The organism is Actinoplanes sp. OR16 (assembly GCF_004001265.1).
In the GTDB taxonomy this organism is placed as follows: domain Bacteria; phylum Actinomycetota; class Actinomycetes; order Mycobacteriales; family Micromonosporaceae; genus Actinoplanes.
Window position 1 is genome coordinate 3,508,972 of record NZ_AP019371.1, and the last position, 17,370, is coordinate 3,526,341.

Genomic DNA, 17,370 nt, shown 5'->3' on the forward strand with positions numbered 1-17,370 from the left:
CGGGCTCCGGCCCTTCTCCGGCCGCCTTCGACGCCGCCGCGACCGATGAGCCGGCGGCATATCCGTGGGAGCAGCAGCCGTACCGGCCTGCCCGCGAACCCGAAGGCCAGGTCTCCGCGAATCCACCCGGAGTGTTCCCGGCGCCGGCTTCCGGTGAGCGGGCCGCATATCCGGGGGACGAACCGGATATCTCCTCTTATTCCTGGGAGGACCTGCGCGGAAACCCGGACACCGCAGCTGAGCAGCCCGACGACAGGCAGTCCGGCGACAGGCAGCCCGGCGACAGGCAGCCCGGCGGTGAGCGGCTGGGTGGGGCCGGCGCGTTCGGGGGTGGCGGGCGTTCCTGGGTTCAGGCTTTCGACCCGGGGCGGCCGGGCGTCAAGGCGCTGGCTGCGGTCGCTGTGGTGGTCGTGGTGGTGGCGGCGTTCCTGGCATGGCGGGCGCGGCCCCGGGTGGACGCGGTGGTCAGTGGCGGATCCGGGCTCGTCTCCCTGCCGTCGGCGGCCGCGGTGACCGGTGGATCGAGTGCTGCCTCGTCCGAGGTGGTGGTCGCGGTCGGTGGCAAGGTTCGCAAGCCCGGGCTCGTCCACCTTCCGCCCGGCGCCCGCGTCGCCGATGCGCTCGCCGCCGCGGGAGGGGCCGAACCCGGTGTCGACGTCGCCGCGCTCAATCTCGCCCGGCGGGTCGCGGACGGCGAACTGATCATGGTGGGCGTGACGCCGCCGCCGGGGACGGTGACGGTTCCGGGAATGTCGTCCGCCGCGGCGCCGGGCGGTCTGCTGAACCTCAACGCCGCGGCGCTCGGCGACCTCGACGATCTGCCCGGTGTCGGGCCGGTGCTGGCTCAGCGGATCCTCGACGCCCGGGAGGAGATGGGCGGCTTCAAGTCGGTGGCCGACCTGCGGAAGGTCGACGGGATCGGCGACGCCCGCTACGAACAGCTCAAAGAGTTGGTGACGGTGTGATCCCCGACCTGCGGCTGGCCGGTTTCACGCTGGGCATCTGGCTCTCGTCGCTGGCGGCGCTGCGCCTGCCGGCCCGGTTCGGCCTGGTCCTGGGCGCGACCGCGCTGATCGCCGCGGGCGTGATCCTCCTGGTGGGCCTGCGCGGTGGAGTCCGGTGGATCGTGGTGGCGGTGATGCTCGGTGCCGGGTGTGGGGCCGTCTCGACAGCGGCGCGGTTGTCCGTACGGGAGGCTCCGGCCCTCAGTCGTCTCGTCGAGGCGGGGGAGAGCGTCGACGTCGAACTCATCGTGAAGGACGATCCGCGGCTACTGCCCCGAGGGGTGGGACCGCCGACCTATCTGGTGGCGGCGGAACTCCGTACCGTCGAAGCTCCCGACGCCCCGCCGATCCGCCTGGCCGCACGCGCGCTGGTCCTCGGCGCCGATGCCGGCTGGCGTGGGCTGCTCCCCGGGCAACGAGTGATCACTACCGGACGGCTGATGCCGCCACGGCCCGGTGACCTGCGGGCCGCGGTCGTCTCGGCACGTAAACCGCCGCGGCTGATCGGGCGGCCGTCGTGGGCGCAGCGTGCGGCCGGGGCGCTGCGGGACGGGCTTCAACGTGCCTGCGAGCCGCTGCCGGACGACTCCGGTGGACTGCTGCCCGGGCTGGTCGTCGGCGACACGAGCCGGCTGGATCCGGCGCTGGACGAGGACTTCCGGACCACCGGGATGACACATTTGACTGCGGTTTCCGGTACGAATGTGGCGATTCTTCTCGGCGTCGTTCTCTTCCTGATCCGCCGCATCGCCCGCGCCGGCCCGCTGCTCTCCGCTGCAGTGTGTGTCGTAGCACTGATCGGTTTCGTCATCCTGGCCCGGCCTTCGCCGAGTGTGATCCGCGCCGGGGCGATGGGCGCGATCGGCCTGCTGGCGCTGGCATCCGGTCGGCGGCGGGCGGCGGTTCCGGCCCTCGCCGCCGGTGCCGCGGTCCTGCTCGCGGCCGATCCGGAGCTCGCCGCCGACGCCGGGTTCGCCCTGTCCGTACTGGCCACGGCGGGTCTGCTGCTGCTCGCGCCGGTCTGGCGGGACGGCCTCCGGAAGCGGGGCTGCCCGGCGGGCGCGGCCGAGGCGCTCGCGGTCCCGGCAGCCGCTCAGGTGGCATGCGGCCCGGTGGTGGCGGCCTTGTCCGGAACGGTCAGCCTCATCGCAGTACCGGCGAATCTCGTGGCGGTCCCGGCGATCGCGCCCGCCACGCTCGCCGGCGTCACCGCGGCGGTGATCTCACCGATCTGGCCGGCCGGCGCGGAGTTCCTGGTCTGGATCGGTCACTGGCCGGCCGAGTGGCTCGTCCTGGTGGCCCACACGGGCGCCCGGGTGCCGGCCGGCGCACTGCCCTGGCCCGGCGGCGCGACGGGCGGGCTCCTGCTCGCGGCGATCACGGTGGCGTTCCTGGTCGCCGCCCGCAGACCCGTGGTGCGCAAGCTCGCCACGATCGTCGCTCTCGGCGCGATTCTAGGAGCGCTCCCGGTACGACTGCTCGCCCCTGGCTGGCCCCCACCGCGATGGCTGGTCGTCTCGTGCGCGGTCGGCCAGGGCGATGCCGTGGTATTGCCGGCCGGCGCCGGTCGGGCCGTGGTGGTCGACGCCGGCCCCGACCCGGACCCGGTCGACCGCTGCCTGCGGCGGCTCGGTGTCGACCAGGTGGTGCTGTTCGCGGTCAGCCACTTCCACGCCGATCACGTCGGCGGGGTGAGCGGGGTCTTCCGCGGCCGTGAAGTGTCCGCGGTGATAGCGCCGGACTGGCCGGAGCCCGCGGCGGGCCGGTCCGCCGTCGAGGCGGAGGCGGGCGCGGCCGGCATCGCGGTCCTCACCGCCGGCCCCGGCTGGACCTGGACGATCGGCGACCTGCGGCTGGACGCGCTCGGCCCGGGTGACCCGATGCACGGGACGAACTCCGACCCGAACAACAACTCACTGATCCTGCGAGCCGTGCTCGGCGGCCACAGCGTCCTCCTGCTCGGCGACGCGGAGACCGAGGAGCAGAACGACCTGCTCCACCGGCTGGGCGCGGCAGGCCTGCGAGCGGACGTCCTGAAGGTGGCCCACCACGGCAGCGCCCTCCAGTCCCGTGAACTACTGGACGCCGTCGACCCGGCGGTGGCACTCGTCTCGGTGGGGCGGGACAACGACTACGGCCATCCGAACGGCCCCGTGCTCGAACGACTGGCCCGAGGCGGCGCCCGAATCCTGCGCACCGACGAGATGGGCGACATAGCCGCGGTGTCCACCCGCAACGCCCTGGCAGTAGCCACCCGAGGCGACCCACCCGACCGCTGACCCACCCGACCGCTGACCCACCCGACCGCTGACCCACCCGCCCACTAATCCAGGCGGCCTGCTGCCTGGGCTGCCCGCGCGCCGACGTCAACCACTTCCGGGTGGAGTGGTCGCGTCCGTCCCGTGCACGCGGTGCTGGGCTGGGTCGGTATCTCCTGACGGGTAGGCGAAGTCGGCTGTTCGGACTGTGGTGACTCGTCCGTTTGCAACCGACACGCCCGAATTGGGGAATAGACTTCGGGCTCACGTCGGATGATAGTGCTCAATAACGGACGAAACGCCTGCGAGAGCGGTCGAGGTGATTCGTCCTGGGCAGCCGACTTTACGAGCTTCAGGGCATCATCGTCCGCCGATATGTCTGGTTTCGCGTTCGGTGATCGGCGTCCATGCGCTGAAGAGTGAGGCGTGCTGACTTGTCGGTGGCGCGTGCGACGATGTTGAGCGTGAAATCCGCGCCACCCGCCCCCTTGCTGCTCGTCCACGGTGATGAGGAGTTGCTCTCGGCCCGCGCCATCGCCGCGGCCGTCGAGGCCGCACGGGCTGCCGACCCCGGGGCCGACGTCCGGGAATACGAGGCGGGCTCGCTCGCTGCGGGCGAGGTCGCCGAGATGCTGAGTCCGTCACTGTTCGGCGGCCGGCGGGTTCTTGTGATCAGAAGCGGTCAAGATGCACGGAAGGATCTGATTGCGGCGCTCCTGGCGTACGCGAAAGATCCTGATCCTGAAGTGACTTTGATCGTGGCTCATGTGGGCGGGGCGAAAGGCAAGGCGTTCGCTGACGGCCTGCGTGCGGCCGGTGCCGAGGTGGTGCCGGCGGCGAAGCTGAAGGGTGATCGCGAGCGGATCGCCTTCGTGCGCGACGAGTTCCGGCGTAACGGTGCGAAATGCGACGAAGCGGCGGCGTCCGCGCTGCTCGCCGCGGTCGGCAACGACCTGCGGGAGATCGCGGCGGCCTGTTCCCAGCTGCTCGCCGACACCGACGGCAAGATCACCGAGGCGGTGGTGGCGCGCTACTACAAGGGGCGCGCCGAGGTGAGCGGTTTCACGGTGGCCGACGCCGCGATGGTCGGTGATCTGCCGGGCGCGCTGGAGGCTCTGCGCTGGGCGCTGCACGTCGGCGTCGACCCGGTGCCGATCGCCGACGCGATCGCCGACGGCGTGCGGACGGTGGCTCGCGTCGCCTCGGCCGGCCGCGGCAACCCTTATCAATTGGCGACCACGCTCGGCATGCCGGCGTGGAAGATCCAGCGGGCGCAGGAGCGCAGCCGCGGCTGGACGCCGGATGGACTGATCGACGCGATGCGTGCCGCCGCCGAGTGCAACGCGGCGGTCAAGGGCGGCGCGGAAGATCGTGGATACGCGCTCGAGCAGGCGGTCTTCGCGGTGGCGGCGGCCCGGCGAAACGGTGGTGCTAGTTGACCAGGACAGTTCGATCGCGTCGCGCCGAGATCGCCAACCAGCCTCTGTACGCACGAGTGCTCCGCCTTCGCCACCTCGCCCCGAGCGGCCTGCTCTGCTTCGTGTTCCTCGAAGGCGCCGTGGTGCTCGGCCTCCTGCTCGCCCTGGCCGAGCTGGTCAGCTGGTGGGGTGTCCTGGTGCTGCCGGTCACCGTCGCGCTGATGGTCAAGTTCAACGACCTGATCGCCGGCGCGCTGACCCAGCAGCAGGTGGCCCCCGAGACGACCACCGCCCGTGCCGCGGTGCTGCGCCCGGCCGCCATGCCGATGCCGACGACGCCGGATCCCGAGCCGAGCGCCGAGCTGTTCCCGGGTTCGGCGCCGACGGTCGAGCAGCGGATGACCGGGCCGGGCTTCGGGTTCGCGACCGCCGGTTCGGCGCGGGCGGGTTCGGTCTTCGGCTTCCCCGGGGCGCAGCAGGACGATCACGAGACGGCCGGTTCACGGCAGACGATCTTCAGCTCCAACGACGGTTCCGAGCTCTACGGAGGCGAGCCCGCGTTCCGTGGCGCCGAGCGGTCGTTCGGGGCGGGAGAGCCGGGGCACACCTTCGGTTCGCCGGCAGCGGGACAGGCGTTCGGTTATGCCGGGGTGAACGCCGGCGACGCCTACGGTGATTCCGGATACGCGCCTGCGCAGAGCGGATACGGTCCGGCGTGGGCTGCCCCGGTGGCGAACTATGCGCATGCCGCCGAGGAGCAGGCCGGACGGTTCCCGGCGGCCGGCGGCGGTCCGGGGCGGCGGCAGTGGGCCGAGCAGCTCGACGTGCAGCAGCAGATGGCGCGGCAGGCGGCGGTCCGTCGTTACGAGTGAGATCTCACTGAGCTGATCCGAGCCCGGTCGTCCCTTTTCCAGGGGGTGGCCGGGTTCGGTCTTTGCGTTGCTGAGCTACGGCAGGGTGGGACTTCAGACGTACGAAAAAAGCGGAGCCGGCCACCCGGAAAGGGTGACCGGCTCCGCTCTTAGCTTGATCCAGAACGAGCAGATCAGGCGGACAGCGAGGCGATCTTCTTAGCGATTGCCGACTTGCGGTTGGCCGCCTGGTTCTTGTGGATGACGCCCTTGCTGACAGCCTTGTCGAGCTGACGCGAGGCGTCACGCAGCAGAGCGGTCGCCGTCTCGACGTTGCCCGCATCGCCCGCCTCGTGCAGCTTGCGGATCACGGTCTTCAGCGACGACTTGACCGACTTGTTGCGCAGACGGGCCTTCTCGTTCTGCCGGTTGCGCTTGATCTGGGACTTGATGTTCGCCACGCGACAGCCTTGTCCTGACTAGGTTCGGAAACGGTCTCACGCGGTGGTCACTGGAGAAACTGTCCCGGCTGGGGCCGGAGGCAGACATCAACAGCGTGTCACCACACGCGAGGATCCAGACTACCAGCACGCCCGCGAGCCGCCAAAACGACTCCGGTCACCGCGGGCTCGGCGTCAGGTCCAGCCCTGGCGAGCGGACAGCCAGGCCAGCGCTTGGGTGCCGCTGAAACGCTGGTGCTGCCTGCTGGCGGGTGAGGCGCTGCTCGGGCCGTCGGCGGCGCGGACCAGCCAGTAGCCGGCCAGCGCTGCCAAGGCGCCGTCCACGCCACCCGGCGGGGGATCCCATTTCTGGATGTATGCGTCGGTGTCGTGGCCGCTCGCATAGGCGCTGATCAGCAGAGTGACGGTGTCGTACCACTGCGCGCCGGCGCACGGCCACGTCCAGTCGCAGAGCCAGGCCGCTCCCGAGCCGTCGATCATCACGTTGTCGACGCGCAGGTCGCCGTGGCACACCCCGGTTCCGGCGGCCAGGTCGGGCAGGGTGCGTTCGAGGGTGGCCAACTGCGACAAATGGGACGGGGCGATGGTGGTGAGGGCGGTCGACGGCATCGGTTCGTGTCCGGATTCGATCAGCTGCCACCAGGACATCTCGTGCCTGAGGATCTCGGAGAGTTCGGGGAGGCCGTCGGTGCGGACTCCGGTCAGTGCTCGCGCCGCTTCCGACCAGGCGTCCAGGGCGGCCTCGAGGTGAGCCGCCGACCAGGGCAGCGGTGGGATGTGGCCGTCGATCGGGTCCAGGGCCAGGACGAACCAGCCGCCTTCGCTGAGGGTCCAGAGCGGCCGGGCTGCTCGGATCTCGGAGGGTAGGGCGCTGGTGATCGCTGCCTCCCGGGCGTACCACTGCGAGGTCGGCTCCCTCATCGGCGCGGCCTTCACGAACGCGCTGCTCCCGGCCTCGGTGGTGAGCAGCGCGGCGAACGCGCGGGTGAATCCGCCGCCGGCGCTGCGCGCGGCGATCACCGGGGAGCCGAGGCGCCGGCTGATCGCTTCACGCACTCTCAGGGGGAGGTCTTTCCAGTCCGGTCGTACGGACGTCGCGTCGTACGGCACCTCGGGCAGCGTGACGGGCCGGCTCTCCATGTGGGGAATTGTCATACCCGGCTGCGAGGATTCCGGCATGAGAACCGACGATTTCTGGGCGGTCATCGACCGCGCCACCGCCCAACGGCCCGCCTCACCGGCCGAGGTCGCCGAGCGGGCCGTCGACGACCTGGCCACCCGTGACCCGGAGGAGATCGTCGCCTGGGGCCGTCACCTCGACAAGGTGCTCGCCGCGTCCGGCACCGAGGATCTGTGGGCGGCCGCCTACCTGATCAACGGCGGCTGCACCGAGGAGGGCTTCGACAACTTCCGCGGCTGGCTGGTGGCGCACGGTCGCAAGGCGGTCGCGGCCTCGGTCCAGTCGCCCGACGTGCTCGCCGGCATGCCCGCGGTCCGAGCCGCTGCCGAGACCGGCGCGGTCTTCGAGGCGGAAGAGGTGCTGACCGTCGCGGCCCGGGCCTACGAGAAGGCGACGGGCGAGCCGCTGCCGGCGTCCGAGGCGCGGCCACGGACCCGTCCCGAGGTCGCCGACCTGTGGGACTTCGACGACGAGGACGAGATGAGGAAGAGGTTGCCCAGGCTGTCCGAGCTGTTCCTGGAGCCGCCGGACTGACCGGCCGGCCTCCGCCTGGATCGTGGGAATCCGGGTCGAGACGGCTTGTGCGGGGTGGCAAGACTCGGCGTTATGAGTGCTGAGCATGGGACGGTTCGCGCTGTCAGTCGCAACGACGCCTACACGTTCACGAAGCCGAGCCGGGACGAGATCGTGCTGGTCGCCGGTCTCGGGGTGGAAGGCGACATCCACGCCGGGGTGAACGTCCGGCACCGCAGCCGGGTCAAGGCCGACCCGACACAGCCGAACCTGCGGCAGGTTCACCTGATCCACGCGGAGTTGTTCGAGGAGGTGGCGGAGAAGGGGTACGAGGTTCCGCCCGGCGGCCTCGGCGAGAACGTGACGACCAGTGGGATCGATCTGCTCGGGTTGCCGCGAGGAACGATCCTGCGCTTCGGCCACCCCGCTGGACATGGTGCTGGACATGGTGAGGGGCCTGCGCGGGGCGGTGATGGCACGCAGGCTGGTGATGGCACGCGGGCTGGTGATGGCACGCGGGCTGGTGAGGGCTCGGAGGGTGCCGGGGGACATCCTGTGGAGGCTGTGCTCACGGCTGCCGCGGCGGCGACCCTCGACGATGCGACCGCCCGGGCTGCCGAGGCCGTGGCGGCGGCCCTCAGGCGGGATGCGGCGGCCCGGGAAGCGACGGCCCGCGATGAGACGGCCCAGGAAGCGGCCGGCCGGGATGGGCGGGCGGCGATCGTCGTGGCGGGGTTGCGGAATCCTTGTGCGCAGATCAACGGGTTTCGGTCCGGGCTGCTCAAGGAGGTGCTGGGGCAGGACGACGACGGGAACATCGTTCGCAAGGCCGGGGTCATGGCAGTGGTGCTGCGCGGCGGCCCGATCCGGCCCGGCGACCCGGTGACCGTGGAACTGCCGCCGGGCCCGCCCGCTCCGCTGGAGAGGATCTGACCTACAGGCGCGGGCGGCCGAACGGGTGTGATCGGAGCGGTGCCGACGGACGTGGGACGATAGGGGGCGCCGGCGTCAGCCGGCCTCCCCAGATTGCGACACTGAGCTCGAGAAGAACGGAAGACCGTGCCTGGACCGCTCGACCCCGGCGTGAACGTGATCGGATCGACCGATCCCGGCCGCATCCGCAACTTCTGCATCATCGCCCACATCGACCACGGCAAGTCGACGCTGGCCGACCGGATGTTGCAGATCACCGGGGTGGTCGACCCGCGGCAGATGCGCGCTCAGTACCTGGACCGGATGGACATCGAGCGCGAGCGCGGCATCACCATCAAGTCGCAGGCCGTGCGCATGCCCTGGACCGTCCGGGAGGGCGGCCAGCAGGGCGAGCAGGCCGTCCTCAACATGATCGACACTCCGGGGCACGTCGACTTCACCTACGAGGTCTCCCGCAGCCTGGCCGCCTGTGAGGGCGCCGTCCTGCTGGTCGACGCCGCGCAGGGGATCGAGGCGCAGACCCTCGCCAACCTGTACCTGGCGATGGAGAACGACCTGCACATCATCCCGGTGCTCAACAAGATCGACCTGCCGGCGGCGCAGCCGGAGAAGTACGCCGAGGAGCTCGCCAAGCTGATCGGCTGCGAGCCGTCCGACGTGCTGAAGGTCTCCGGCAAGACCGGCGTCGGTGTGGACCACCTGCTCGACGAGATCGTCCGGCAGTTCAAGCCGCCGGTCGGCGACGCGGACGGCCCGGCCCGCGCGATGATCTTCGACTCGGTGTACGACGTCTACCGGGGCGTCGTCACGTACGTCCGGGTGATCGACGGCCGGATCGAGGCGCGTGACCGGATCAAGATGATGTCCACCGGCGCCGTGCACGAGCTGCTGGAGATCGGTGTCGTCTCGCCCGAGATGGAGAAGGCGTCCGCGCTCGGTGTCGGCGAGGTCGGCTACCTGATCACCGGCGTGAAGGACGTCCGCCAGTCCCGGGTCGGTGACACGGTGACCGGCAACAACCGCCCGGCCAAGGAGGCTCTCGGCGGCTACAAGGACCCGAAGCCGATGGTCTACTCGGGCCTCTACCCGATCGACGGCTCGGACTACCCGGCGCTGCGGGACGCGCTGGACAAGCTGAAGCTGAACGACGCGGCCCTCACCTATGAGCCGGAGACGTCGGCGGCGCTCGGTTTCGGGTTCCGCGTCGGCTACCTGGGCCTGCTGCACCTGGAGATCATCGGTGAGCGGCTGGAGCGCGAGTTCGGCCTCGACCTGATCTCCACCGCGCCGAACGTGGTCTATCAGGTGATGACCGAGGACGGCGAGGTCCGGACCGTCACGAACCCGAGCGAGTTCCCGGCCGGCAAGATCGCCGAGATCCAGGAGCCGGTGGTGCGTGCCACGGTCCTGGTGCCGAACGAGTTCGTCGGCGCCGTGATGGAGCTGTGCCAGAGCCGCCGGGGCATGCTGCTCGGCATGGAGTACATCTCCACCGAACGGGTGGAACTCCGCTACACCCTGCCCCTCGCCGAGATCATCTTCGACTTCTTCGACCAGTTGAAGAGCAAGACCAAGGGGTACGCGTCGCTCGACTACGAACCCTCCGGCGAGCAGACGGCCGACCTGGTCAAGGTGGACATCCTGCTGCACGGCGAGCCGGTGGACGCGTTCAGCGCGATCGTGCACAAGGACAAGGCCTACTCGTACGGCACGTCGATCGCCGCGAAGCTGCAGAAACTCATCCCGAGGCAGCAGTTCGAGGTGCCGATCCAGGCGGCCATCGGCAGCCGGATCATCGCCCGCGAGACCATCCGCGCGATCCGCAAGGACGTGCTGGCGAAGTGCTACGGCGGTGACATCAGCCGGAAGCGCAAGCTCCTCGAGAAGCAGAAGGAAGGCAAGAAGCGGATGAAGATGGTCGGCCGGGTGGAGGTCCCCCAGGAGGCCTTCATCGCCGCCCTGTCGACTTCGGACGCCGGTGACACCAAGGGGACAACCAAAAAATAAAGCGGTTTGGTTTTTCGGGGGGTCGGGAACTCTGGTGCTCGACGGACGCAACCAATGCTCCACCCCCCGAGGAGGAATCCCATGGAGTTCACGCTCACCGGCATCATCGTCGCTCTGATCGTCGGTCTGGTCATCGGCGCCCTGGGTCGTCTCGTTGTACCCGGCAAGCAGAACATCCCGATCTGGCTGACCATGGTGGTCGGTGTGGTCGCCGCGCTGCTGGGCACCGTGATCGCGCGGGCCGCTGGTGTCGCTGACACCGCCGGCTTCGACTGGATCGAGTTCTTCTTCCAGGTCGTTCTCGCCGCGATCGGTGTCGCGCTGGTCGCCGGTGTCGGTGGCCGTCGCCGCCTGACCCGGTAATCCAAAAACGTGAAAAGGCCGGACCCCACCGGGGTCCGGCCTTTCGCGCGTAAAGGCGTAGGTGAAGAACTCAATAACGGAATTTGTGCTGAGCGCTCCGCCGGTTCACCCAGGCGGGCATGTCGCCCGCATGATCGGAGTACGGCATGCCCTCCAGCGGATCGCGCCGATCGGTGACATCCCGGATCGTCACGACGAGACCTTGGACGAGCCGGTCGTCCCGCAGATCGCGGTAGGTCATCTCGACGAACGCCTGCGTCTCGTCCTTGCGGCGCAGCGCGCAGAAGACCCGCCCGTCGCCCTGGGTGCGCAGCTTGACCCGGACCATCACCTGATCGTCCGGGTGGACCAGATCGTCGAGCGCGGTGAGCGGCGGCAACTCGTCTCCGCCGATCAGGTCGCGCAGGGCCGGGCTGGCGTACCGGATCCGGTGGTCGGAGTCGATGACCGCCATGATCTCGGCGGTGTTCCGGATGACCGCACGCAGGTAGAGGTCGCTGTCCCGGCGGCCGACCGCCTCGACCAGGGTGATCCGGTCGAGGGCGAGGGCTGCCTCGCCGGCCAGCACTTCCAGTGAATCCCGCCCGGCGGTCAGGGTCTCCTTGAGGCCGGTGAGGATGAGTGCGCCGCCGCTGGGCCGGGCCACCGCGAGCGGTTCCAGCCGCAGCGGGCAGATCAGGACGCACTCGTCGCGGTCCTCCGCCGCCGCGAACCAGCTGCGGGAGCCGGCGCCGGCCGGGGCGGACGGCAGCGACTCGGCGGCGAGCATGCCGTCGTCGGTGGCGAGGACGATCCTGCGGACCGAACCGGGCGGCAGCAACCGGCCGATGGCCGCCCGCACGGCGGAGTCCACCGCCGGGAGGTCGGCGGCCGCGACCAGGGCGGTGTTCGCCGTACGCAGGCCACGCTCGCGGCTCAGCGCAGCGCTGTGCTGCCGGATCGCGTCAGCCAGCCGGGTGATGGTGAGAAGCAGAGTGACGGCGCCGGTCACCGCGATCACCACGCCGTCCCGCACCTCACCGGACAGGGCCTCGATGAGCAGCACGGCCGGGGGAGTGGCGGCGGACGCGGCGAGCAGCAGGGTCCAGTGCAGCCGCCACGGGGTGGGTTCGGGCGGCCGGGGCTCGGTGAGCCTGACCATCGACGGGTGCAGGGCGGACAGCCCCCAGCCGAGGTAGAGCACGACGTAGGCCGACTCGGCCGGTGCGGCGCCGCCGGTGAGCGGATAGAAGACGTCCCCGGCGAGCAGGCCGAGAGCACCGGCCAGCAGGAGGATCGCGGCGACGTTGCGCCGATCGGCGAGGACCAGCCGGACCGCCACGCCGATCAGCAGCAGGCCACCGATCACGTCGGCCGCGCTGACCGCGCCGAACTGACCGGCCGAGCCGATCACGAAGACCCAGACCACCAGCAGCGTGGAGCAGGAGAACGCGAGCAGGTCGATGAGCCGGGCGCGGTCGGCGAGCAGCGATCCATCCCTGGTGAACTGCAGCAGTGCGCACACGACCAGGGCGAACATGGCCAGATAGCCGGCCTCGGCGAGATCCGTCGCGCCATAGGCGTAGAACACGTCGCCGACGCAGAGGGACGCGACCGCCGCGGCGAGCAGGAACCACGGCGATCGGCGGGCCGGTCGGTTGCGGCGAACCCCGTAGAGGATGGCGCCGACGCTGCCGAGTCCCAGCAGGATCCACTCCATCGCCCTCAGCACGCTCTACTTAGTACCAGGGCGGTTGCGGACTGTCCATGTCGATGTATACGCAGCGCAACCCGTATGTCCGACGTTGGAACATTACGTCCGGTCACCGAAACTTGCGAGCGCGCGCTATCGGAACACCTCCGCCACGACTCGGGCCGTGGTCGTGTCGCCGCCGTCGGTGACCGGCTGCCACTTCCCCTCGGGGGCGTGCCATTCCAGGTCGGCGAAACGTACCCGTTCGAGGCCGCTCACCGCGGCGTGCGAGACGAGCCAGTGGGCGTATCGCCAGCCGCTGTCCGCACTCGGCACGTCGACGGTCAGCCCGGCCGTGCCGGTGGCCGCCGCCTTGTTCGGCAGCTTCTTGCCCCAGTCCAGCTTCAGGCTCGCGAGCAGAGCGGTGGCCGCCTCGGCGCCGCGGATCACCGGGGTGCCGGTGTAGCGGCACTCGACGGCGCCGGTGGCCCGGCCGGTGAGCGCCGCGGCGAGCACCTTCGACTCGTCGGCCCACTTCTCGTACGCCTCCGGGTACGCCGACCGCTGCACCTTCTGGGCGGCGTCGGTCACCCGCATCTCCTGCCAGCCCTTGACCTTCTTGAGCGCGGAGTAGAACTTGCCCGCGGCGTACCGAGGGTCCTTGATCTGCTCGAAGGTCCCCCACCCCTGGCTGGGGCGCTGCTGGAAGAGGCCGACCGAATCCCGGTCGCCGTCGTCCAGGTTCTCCAGTTTCGACTCCTGGAAGGCGGTCGCCAGCGCCACCACCACGGCCTGCTCGGGGAATCCGCGTCGCACGCCGACCGCCGTGATCGTCGCGGCGTTCGCCATCTGCTGCGAGTCGAGGGTGACCTTGCCGTCGGCGCTGACCGTGCACTCCGGGCCCAGCTGCGGCAGCTTGATGTTGCTCACCACCGAGCGCAGCACCACGAACACGCCGAGCGCGCCAAGGAGGGCCAGCAGGGCTACTCCGCCCACGATCGGCTTCTTACGCACCCACACCTCCTCCGTCGTCAGGACGCGACAAGAGTAGTCAACGACCGCTCACCCAATACGGATCCCGCTTCTCGCGGGACGCCGCGACGCCCTCGCGACCTTCCGCGGACTTGAAGTATCCGGCGGAGCGGTCCGCGAGATCTGCCAGTTCGGCACGGATCGACTCGTTCCGCGTACGCCGGAGCAGCTGTTTGGTCCCGGCCAGCGCGAGTGGCCCGCCGCGCAGCAGCGACGCGCAGTAGCGGTCCACCGCGTCGTCCAGCTCCTCGTCCGGCACCGCGGCCGTGACCAGGCCGATCTCCGCTGCCCGCTGCCCGCCGAAGACGTCGCCGGTCAGATAGAGCTCGGCGGCGGCGCGCGGCGAGAGCCGGGGCAGCACCGTCGAACTGATCACCGCGGGGATCACGCCGAGGCGGACCTCGGTGAACGAGAAGGTCGCGGCGAGCGTGCAGACCGCGATGTCGGCCGCCCCGATCAGGCCGAGGCCGCCGGCCCGGGCCGGACCGGCGATCCGTGCCACGACCGGCTTGGGGAACTCCCAGAGCACGGCGAGCACGTCGGCGAGCCATTCGGCCGGCAGCTTGTCGCCGGGAGCCGCGGCGGCGGTCTCCCTCAGGTCGACGCCCGAGCAGAAGACCGGGCCGGTGTGGGTGAGGACGACGAGGCGGCACGCCGGATCGGCGGCGGCCGCGGCCAGGTCGTCGAGCATGCCGCGCAGCACAGCGGTGGAGAGCGCGTTGCGGCTGGCAGGGTTGTCCAGAGTCAGGGTGCGGACCGGATCCATGTCCGAGACCTTAACTACGCTTGACGGATGGCAGGCGCACTCCCCGACGGCGATCCCGTACCCACCGACGGCTCCCTTCCCCGCGAAGCGGCCGAGCGGGCGGGTGCGAACGGGTTCGCCGTCTACGTTCACGTTCCGTTCTGTGCCAGCCGTTGCGGGTACTGCGACTTCAACACCTATACCGCGTCCGAGCTGGGCGGCGGTGCCAGCCGCGACGAATACGCCGATACCGTCATCTCCGAATTGTCGCTAGCGGCGAGAGTCATCGCGCCGAAGCGAGTCGACACCGTCTTCGTCGGGGGCGGCACGCCCACGTTGCTCTCCCCGTACGATCTGGGCCGGATCTTGGAAAGCATCGATCGGACCTGGGGTCTCGCCGGAGATGCCGAGGTGACGACCGAGGCAAATCCGGAATCTGTCGATAAATCCTATTTGACCGAGCTGCGAGCGTCCGGCTTCACGCGCATCTCGCTGGGCATGCAGTCCGCCGCCGACAACGTCCTGCGCGTCCTCGACCGCAGACACACCGCCGGCCGCGCGCCGCAAGCCGCCCTGGAAGCCAGGGAAGCGGGCTTCGAGCACGTCAACCTCGACCTGATCTACGGCACGCCCGGCGAGACCCCCGAGGATTTCGACAGATCGCTGCAGACCGTCATCGACGCCGGTGTCGACCACGTCAGCGCGTACGCCCTGATCGTCGAGGACGGCACCCGGATGGCGACCCGGATGCGCCGCGGCGAGCTGCCCTACCCGTCGGACGACGTGGCCGCCGACCGCTACCTGGCGGCCGAGGAGCGGCTCACCGCCGCGGGCTTCGGCTGGTACGAGGTCTCCAACTGGGCGAAGAAGGGCGGCGAGTGCCGGCACAACCTGCTCTATTGGACCGGCGCCGACTGGTGGGGCCTGGGGCCGGGGGCGCACAGCCACGTCGGCGGGGTGCGCTGGTGGAACGTCAAGCATCCGTCCGCGTACGCCAAGAGGCTGGCCGACGGTGTCTCGCCCGGCCTGGCCCGGGAGGTCCTCACCGATGAGGACCGTCACATGGAGGACGTGATGCTGCGCGTCCGGCTCGCGGACGGCATCCCGCTGGAGCGGGTCGACCGGGCGGCCGCCGCACGCGCCCTCGCCGGTGGACTGCTCGACGAGGGGGCGTTCACGGAGGGGCGGCTGATCCTGACCCTGCGGGGCCGTCTGCTGGCCGACGCGGTGATCAGAGACGTTATTTGATGATCGACACGTTCATCGGGTAGCGGAAGGGCTGCCCGTTGGTGGCCTTCACGCCGGCGATCAGCGGCACGATCCAGGCGATCAGCCACGTCACCAGCACGACGATCCAGCCGATGAACACGCAGATCAGGATGTACCCCACCACGGTCAGGATCGACCAGAGGATCTGGAAGTTCAGCGCCTGGACGGCCTCGGCGCGCACCTGCGGCGACCGGGCGCCCTGGGACAGCAGTGTGATGAGCGGCATGATCCAGCCGAGCGTGCCGCTGCTCAGGAAGGCGACCAGGGCGCTGATGAAGTGGGTCAGCACGATCCAGGTGCGGTCTTCGCTCGATGGACCCTGGTACTGGCCGTATCCATATCCCTGCGGCGGGGGATAACCGGGTTGGTATCCGGGCGGGGGCTGATATCCGGGCGGCGGCTGGTAACCGCCGGGCGGCGGCTGATATCCGGGCGGTGGCTGCTGGCCGTAAGGGTCGAATCCGCCTTCCGGCGGACGAGGAGGTTCGGTCATGTGTTCACGCTAGAGCCGGTCTTCCAGCCGGTCATGCCCGGCCCGCTTACTTTCGATCATCGCGTTCGCGCGCCGGGCGACGTAGACTGGCACTCTATCTTCGGGAGTGCCAACAGGGGGAGGGGTCATATGAGTCTCGATGACCGCAAGCTCGAGGTGCTCAGGGCGATCGTCCAGGACTACGTCGAGACCCGTGAGCCGGTCGGCAGCAAGGCCCTGGTCGATCGTCACCAGCTGGGAGTCTCCCCGGCCACCGTGCGCAACGACATGGCGGTGCTGGAGGAGGAGGGCTACATCCGGCAGCCGCACACCAGCGCCGGCCGGGTGCCCACCGACGCGGGTTACCGGCTGTTCGTCGACCGCCTCACCCGGATCAAGCCGCTCAGCCCGGCCGAGAAACGTGCCATCGAGCGCTTCATGATCGGCGTCGTCGACCTGGACGACGTGGTGCACCGCACGGTCCGGCTGCTCGCGCAGCTGACCCGCCAGGTGGCTGTCGTGCAATACCCCAGCCTCTCCCGTTCCGCGGTCCGCCACCTCGAGCTCGTCCCGATCTCCACGACCCGGCTCACCCTCGTGATGATCACCGACACCGGCCGGGTCGAGCAGCGGCTGGTCGAGATGCCCGGCCCGATCCCGCCCGACGACGTGTGGGAGATGCGCCGCCGGGTGAACGAGAAACTGGCCGGTCAGAAGCTCGCGGACACCCCGCCCCTGGTGCAGAAACTCGTCGAGGAGTCGGCTCCCGAGCGGCGCCCGACGATGGCCTGTCTCGCCTCGGTTCTGCTCGAGACTCTGGTCGAGCGCAGTGAGGAGCGCCTCGCCCTGGCCGGTACTGCCAATTTGACCCGCGGTGGTGTGCTGGACTTCCAGGGCACCCTCCGGCCCGTCCTCGAAGCCCTCGAGGAGGAGGTCATCCTTCTCAAGCTGATCGGCGACCTGGAACCGAGCACCACCCGGGTCCGGATCGGCGACGAGAACGAGATCGACAACCTGCGGTCGGCATCCGTGGTGAGCAGCGGTTACGGACCAGGTGCGACGATCGTTGGTGGGCTCGGTGTTCTCGGGCCCACCCGCATGGATTACCCGGGCACCATCGCTACTGTCCGTGCGGTAGCACGGTACGTTGGCGACCTGTTGGCACAGAATTGACGGATTCGCGCAGACATTG

The 17,370-nt window shown here is 70.0% G+C and carries 15 protein-coding genes and 1 pseudogene; 10 read left to right on the top strand and 6 right to left on the bottom strand.

Annotated elements, in window-relative coordinates:
- Positions 1-131 precede the first annotated feature (131 nt).
- The 4 genes and pseudogenes from EP757_RS16295 to EP757_RS43880 form a co-directional block, all read left to right on the top strand.
- A complete protein-coding gene (locus EP757_RS16295) occupies positions 132-965 on the top strand; it encodes a ComEA family DNA-binding protein (RefSeq protein ID WP_127554270.1) in 834 nt (277 codons plus the stop codon).
- Positions 962-3,283 carry a ComEC/Rec2 family competence protein gene (locus tag EP757_RS16300; protein ID WP_127546981.1) on the top strand — a complete coding sequence of 774 codons (2,322 nt, stop codon included), beginning with the start codon at positions 962-964 and terminating at the stop codon, positions 3,281-3,283. Before EP757_RS16295 ends, EP757_RS16300 begins: the two co-directional genes overlap by 4 nt.
- A 434-nt stretch (positions 3,284-3,717) precedes the next feature.
- On the top strand, positions 3,718-4,701 hold the full coding sequence (gene holA / locus EP757_RS16305) for a DNA polymerase III subunit delta (RefSeq protein WP_127546983.1): 984 nt from the start codon (positions 3,718-3,720) through the stop codon (positions 4,699-4,701).
- Positions 4,698-4,929: pseudogene (locus tag EP757_RS43880) on the top strand (hypothetical protein); the annotation flags it as partial. The gene holA and the pseudogene EP757_RS43880, both read left to right, overlap by 4 nt.
- 796 nt (positions 4,930-5,725) lie before the next feature.
- Here EP757_RS43880 and rpsT read toward each other — a convergent pair.
- Positions 5,726-5,992, bottom strand: coding sequence for a 30S ribosomal protein S20 (rpsT, locus tag EP757_RS16315; protein ID WP_014441280.1), 267 nt, complete (start codon positions 5,990-5,992; stop codon positions 5,726-5,728).
- Positions 5,993-6,166: 174 nt separating this feature from the next.
- The gene (locus EP757_RS16320) at positions 6,167-7,132 is read right to left on the bottom strand and encodes a phosphotransferase family protein (RefSeq protein WP_127546985.1); all 966 of its coding nucleotides are present in this window, start codon (positions 7,130-7,132) and stop codon (positions 6,167-6,169) included.
- 37 nt (positions 7,133-7,169) lie between these two features.
- On the opposite strand from EP757_RS16320, the gene EP757_RS16325 reads away from it, so the two are divergent.
- The 4 genes from EP757_RS16325 (at position 7,170) to EP757_RS16340 (ending at position 10,988) form a co-directional block, all read left to right on the top strand.
- Positions 7,170-7,706: a DUF4240 domain-containing protein gene (locus tag EP757_RS16325; protein ID WP_127546987.1), complete on the top strand. Its 537-nt coding sequence runs from the start codon at positions 7,170-7,172 to the stop codon at positions 7,704-7,706.
- Positions 7,707-7,778: 72 nt separating this feature from the next.
- Entirely contained in the window at positions 7,779-8,618 is an 840-nt protein-coding gene (locus tag EP757_RS16330; protein ID WP_127546989.1) for an MOSC domain-containing protein, read from the top strand.
- A gap of 126 nt (positions 8,619-8,744) precedes the next feature.
- The gene (lepA, locus tag EP757_RS16335) at positions 8,745-10,625 is read left to right on the top strand and encodes a translation elongation factor 4 (RefSeq protein ID WP_127546991.1); all 1,881 of its coding nucleotides are present in this window, start codon (positions 8,745-8,747) and stop codon (positions 10,623-10,625) included.
- Between the two features lie 81 nt (positions 10,626-10,706).
- Positions 10,707-10,988, top strand: coding sequence for a GlsB/YeaQ/YmgE family stress response membrane protein (locus tag EP757_RS16340; protein WP_127546993.1), 282 nt, complete (start codon positions 10,707-10,709; stop codon positions 10,986-10,988).
- Between the two features lie 70 nt (positions 10,989-11,058).
- Here EP757_RS16340 and EP757_RS16345 read toward each other — a convergent pair whose 3' ends face one another.
- The 3 genes from EP757_RS16345 to EP757_RS16355 form a co-directional block, all read right to left on the bottom strand.
- Positions 11,059-12,699, bottom strand: coding sequence for a PAS domain S-box protein (locus EP757_RS16345; RefSeq protein ID WP_127546995.1), 1,641 nt, complete (start codon positions 12,697-12,699; stop codon positions 11,059-11,061).
- A gap of 114 nt (positions 12,700-12,813) precedes the next feature.
- The gene (locus EP757_RS16350) at positions 12,814-13,680 is read right to left on the bottom strand and encodes a hypothetical protein (RefSeq protein ID WP_127546997.1); all 867 of its coding nucleotides are present in this window, start codon (positions 13,678-13,680) and stop codon (positions 12,814-12,816) included.
- Between the two features lie 31 nt (positions 13,681-13,711).
- Positions 13,712-14,458: an enoyl-CoA hydratase-related protein gene (locus EP757_RS16355; RefSeq protein ID WP_127546999.1), complete on the bottom strand. Its 747-nt coding sequence runs from the start codon at positions 14,456-14,458 to the stop codon at positions 13,712-13,714.
- A 27-nt stretch (positions 14,459-14,485) separates the two neighbouring features.
- Here EP757_RS16355 and hemW point away from each other — a divergent pair, with 27 nt between their 5' ends.
- Positions 14,486-15,685 carry a radical SAM family heme chaperone HemW gene (gene hemW / locus EP757_RS16360; RefSeq protein WP_127547001.1) on the top strand — a complete coding sequence of 400 codons (1,200 nt, stop codon included), beginning with the start codon at positions 14,486-14,488 and terminating at the stop codon, positions 15,683-15,685.
- On the opposite strand, the gene EP757_RS43885 is transcribed toward hemW, so the two are convergent.
- Positions 15,678-16,199, bottom strand: coding sequence for a DUF4870 domain-containing protein (locus EP757_RS43885; RefSeq protein ID WP_232050534.1), 522 nt, complete (start codon positions 16,197-16,199; stop codon positions 15,678-15,680). The genes hemW and EP757_RS43885 overlap by 8 nt on opposite strands.
- 129 nt (positions 16,200-16,328) lie before the next feature.
- On the opposite strand from EP757_RS43885, the gene hrcA reads away from it, so the two are divergent.
- Positions 16,329-17,351, top strand: a complete 1,023-nt coding sequence (gene hrcA / locus EP757_RS16370) for a heat-inducible transcriptional repressor HrcA (RefSeq protein WP_127547002.1) — start codon at positions 16,329-16,331, stop codon at positions 17,349-17,351.
- Positions 17,352-17,370: the final 19 nt, after the last annotated feature.

Excerpts from the sequence above, each read along its gene's own strand:
- EP757_RS16355 (WP_127546999.1), bottom strand. The coding sequence starts at position 14,458 with ATGGATCCGGTCCGCACCCTGACTCTGGACAACCCTGCCAGCCGCAAC.
- EP757_RS16320 (WP_127546985.1), bottom strand. The coding sequence starts at position 7,132 with ATGGAGAGCCGGCCCGTCACGCTGCCCGAGGTGCCGTACGACGCGACG.
- EP757_RS16340 (WP_127546993.1), top strand. The coding sequence starts at position 10,707 with ATGGAGTTCACGCTCACCGGCATCATCGTCGCTCTGATCGTCGGTCTG.
- EP757_RS16330 (WP_127546989.1), top strand. The coding sequence starts at position 7,779 with ATGAGTGCTGAGCATGGGACGGTTCGCGCTGTCAGTCGCAACGACGCC.
- hrcA (WP_127547002.1), top strand. The coding sequence starts at position 16,329 with ATGAGTCTCGATGACCGCAAGCTCGAGGTGCTCAGGGCGATCGTCCAG.
- holA (WP_127546983.1), top strand. The coding sequence starts at position 3,718 with ATGTTGAGCGTGAAATCCGCGCCACCCGCCCCCTTGCTGCTCGTCCAC.
- hemW (WP_127547001.1), top strand. The coding sequence starts at position 14,486 with ATGGCAGGCGCACTCCCCGACGGCGATCCCGTACCCACCGACGGCTCC.
- EP757_RS43885 (WP_232050534.1), bottom strand. The coding sequence starts at position 16,199 with ATGACCGAACCTCCTCGTCCGCCGGAAGGCGGATTCGACCCTTACGGC.
- EP757_RS16325 (WP_127546987.1), top strand. The coding sequence starts at position 7,170 with ATGAGAACCGACGATTTCTGGGCGGTCATCGACCGCGCCACCGCCCAA.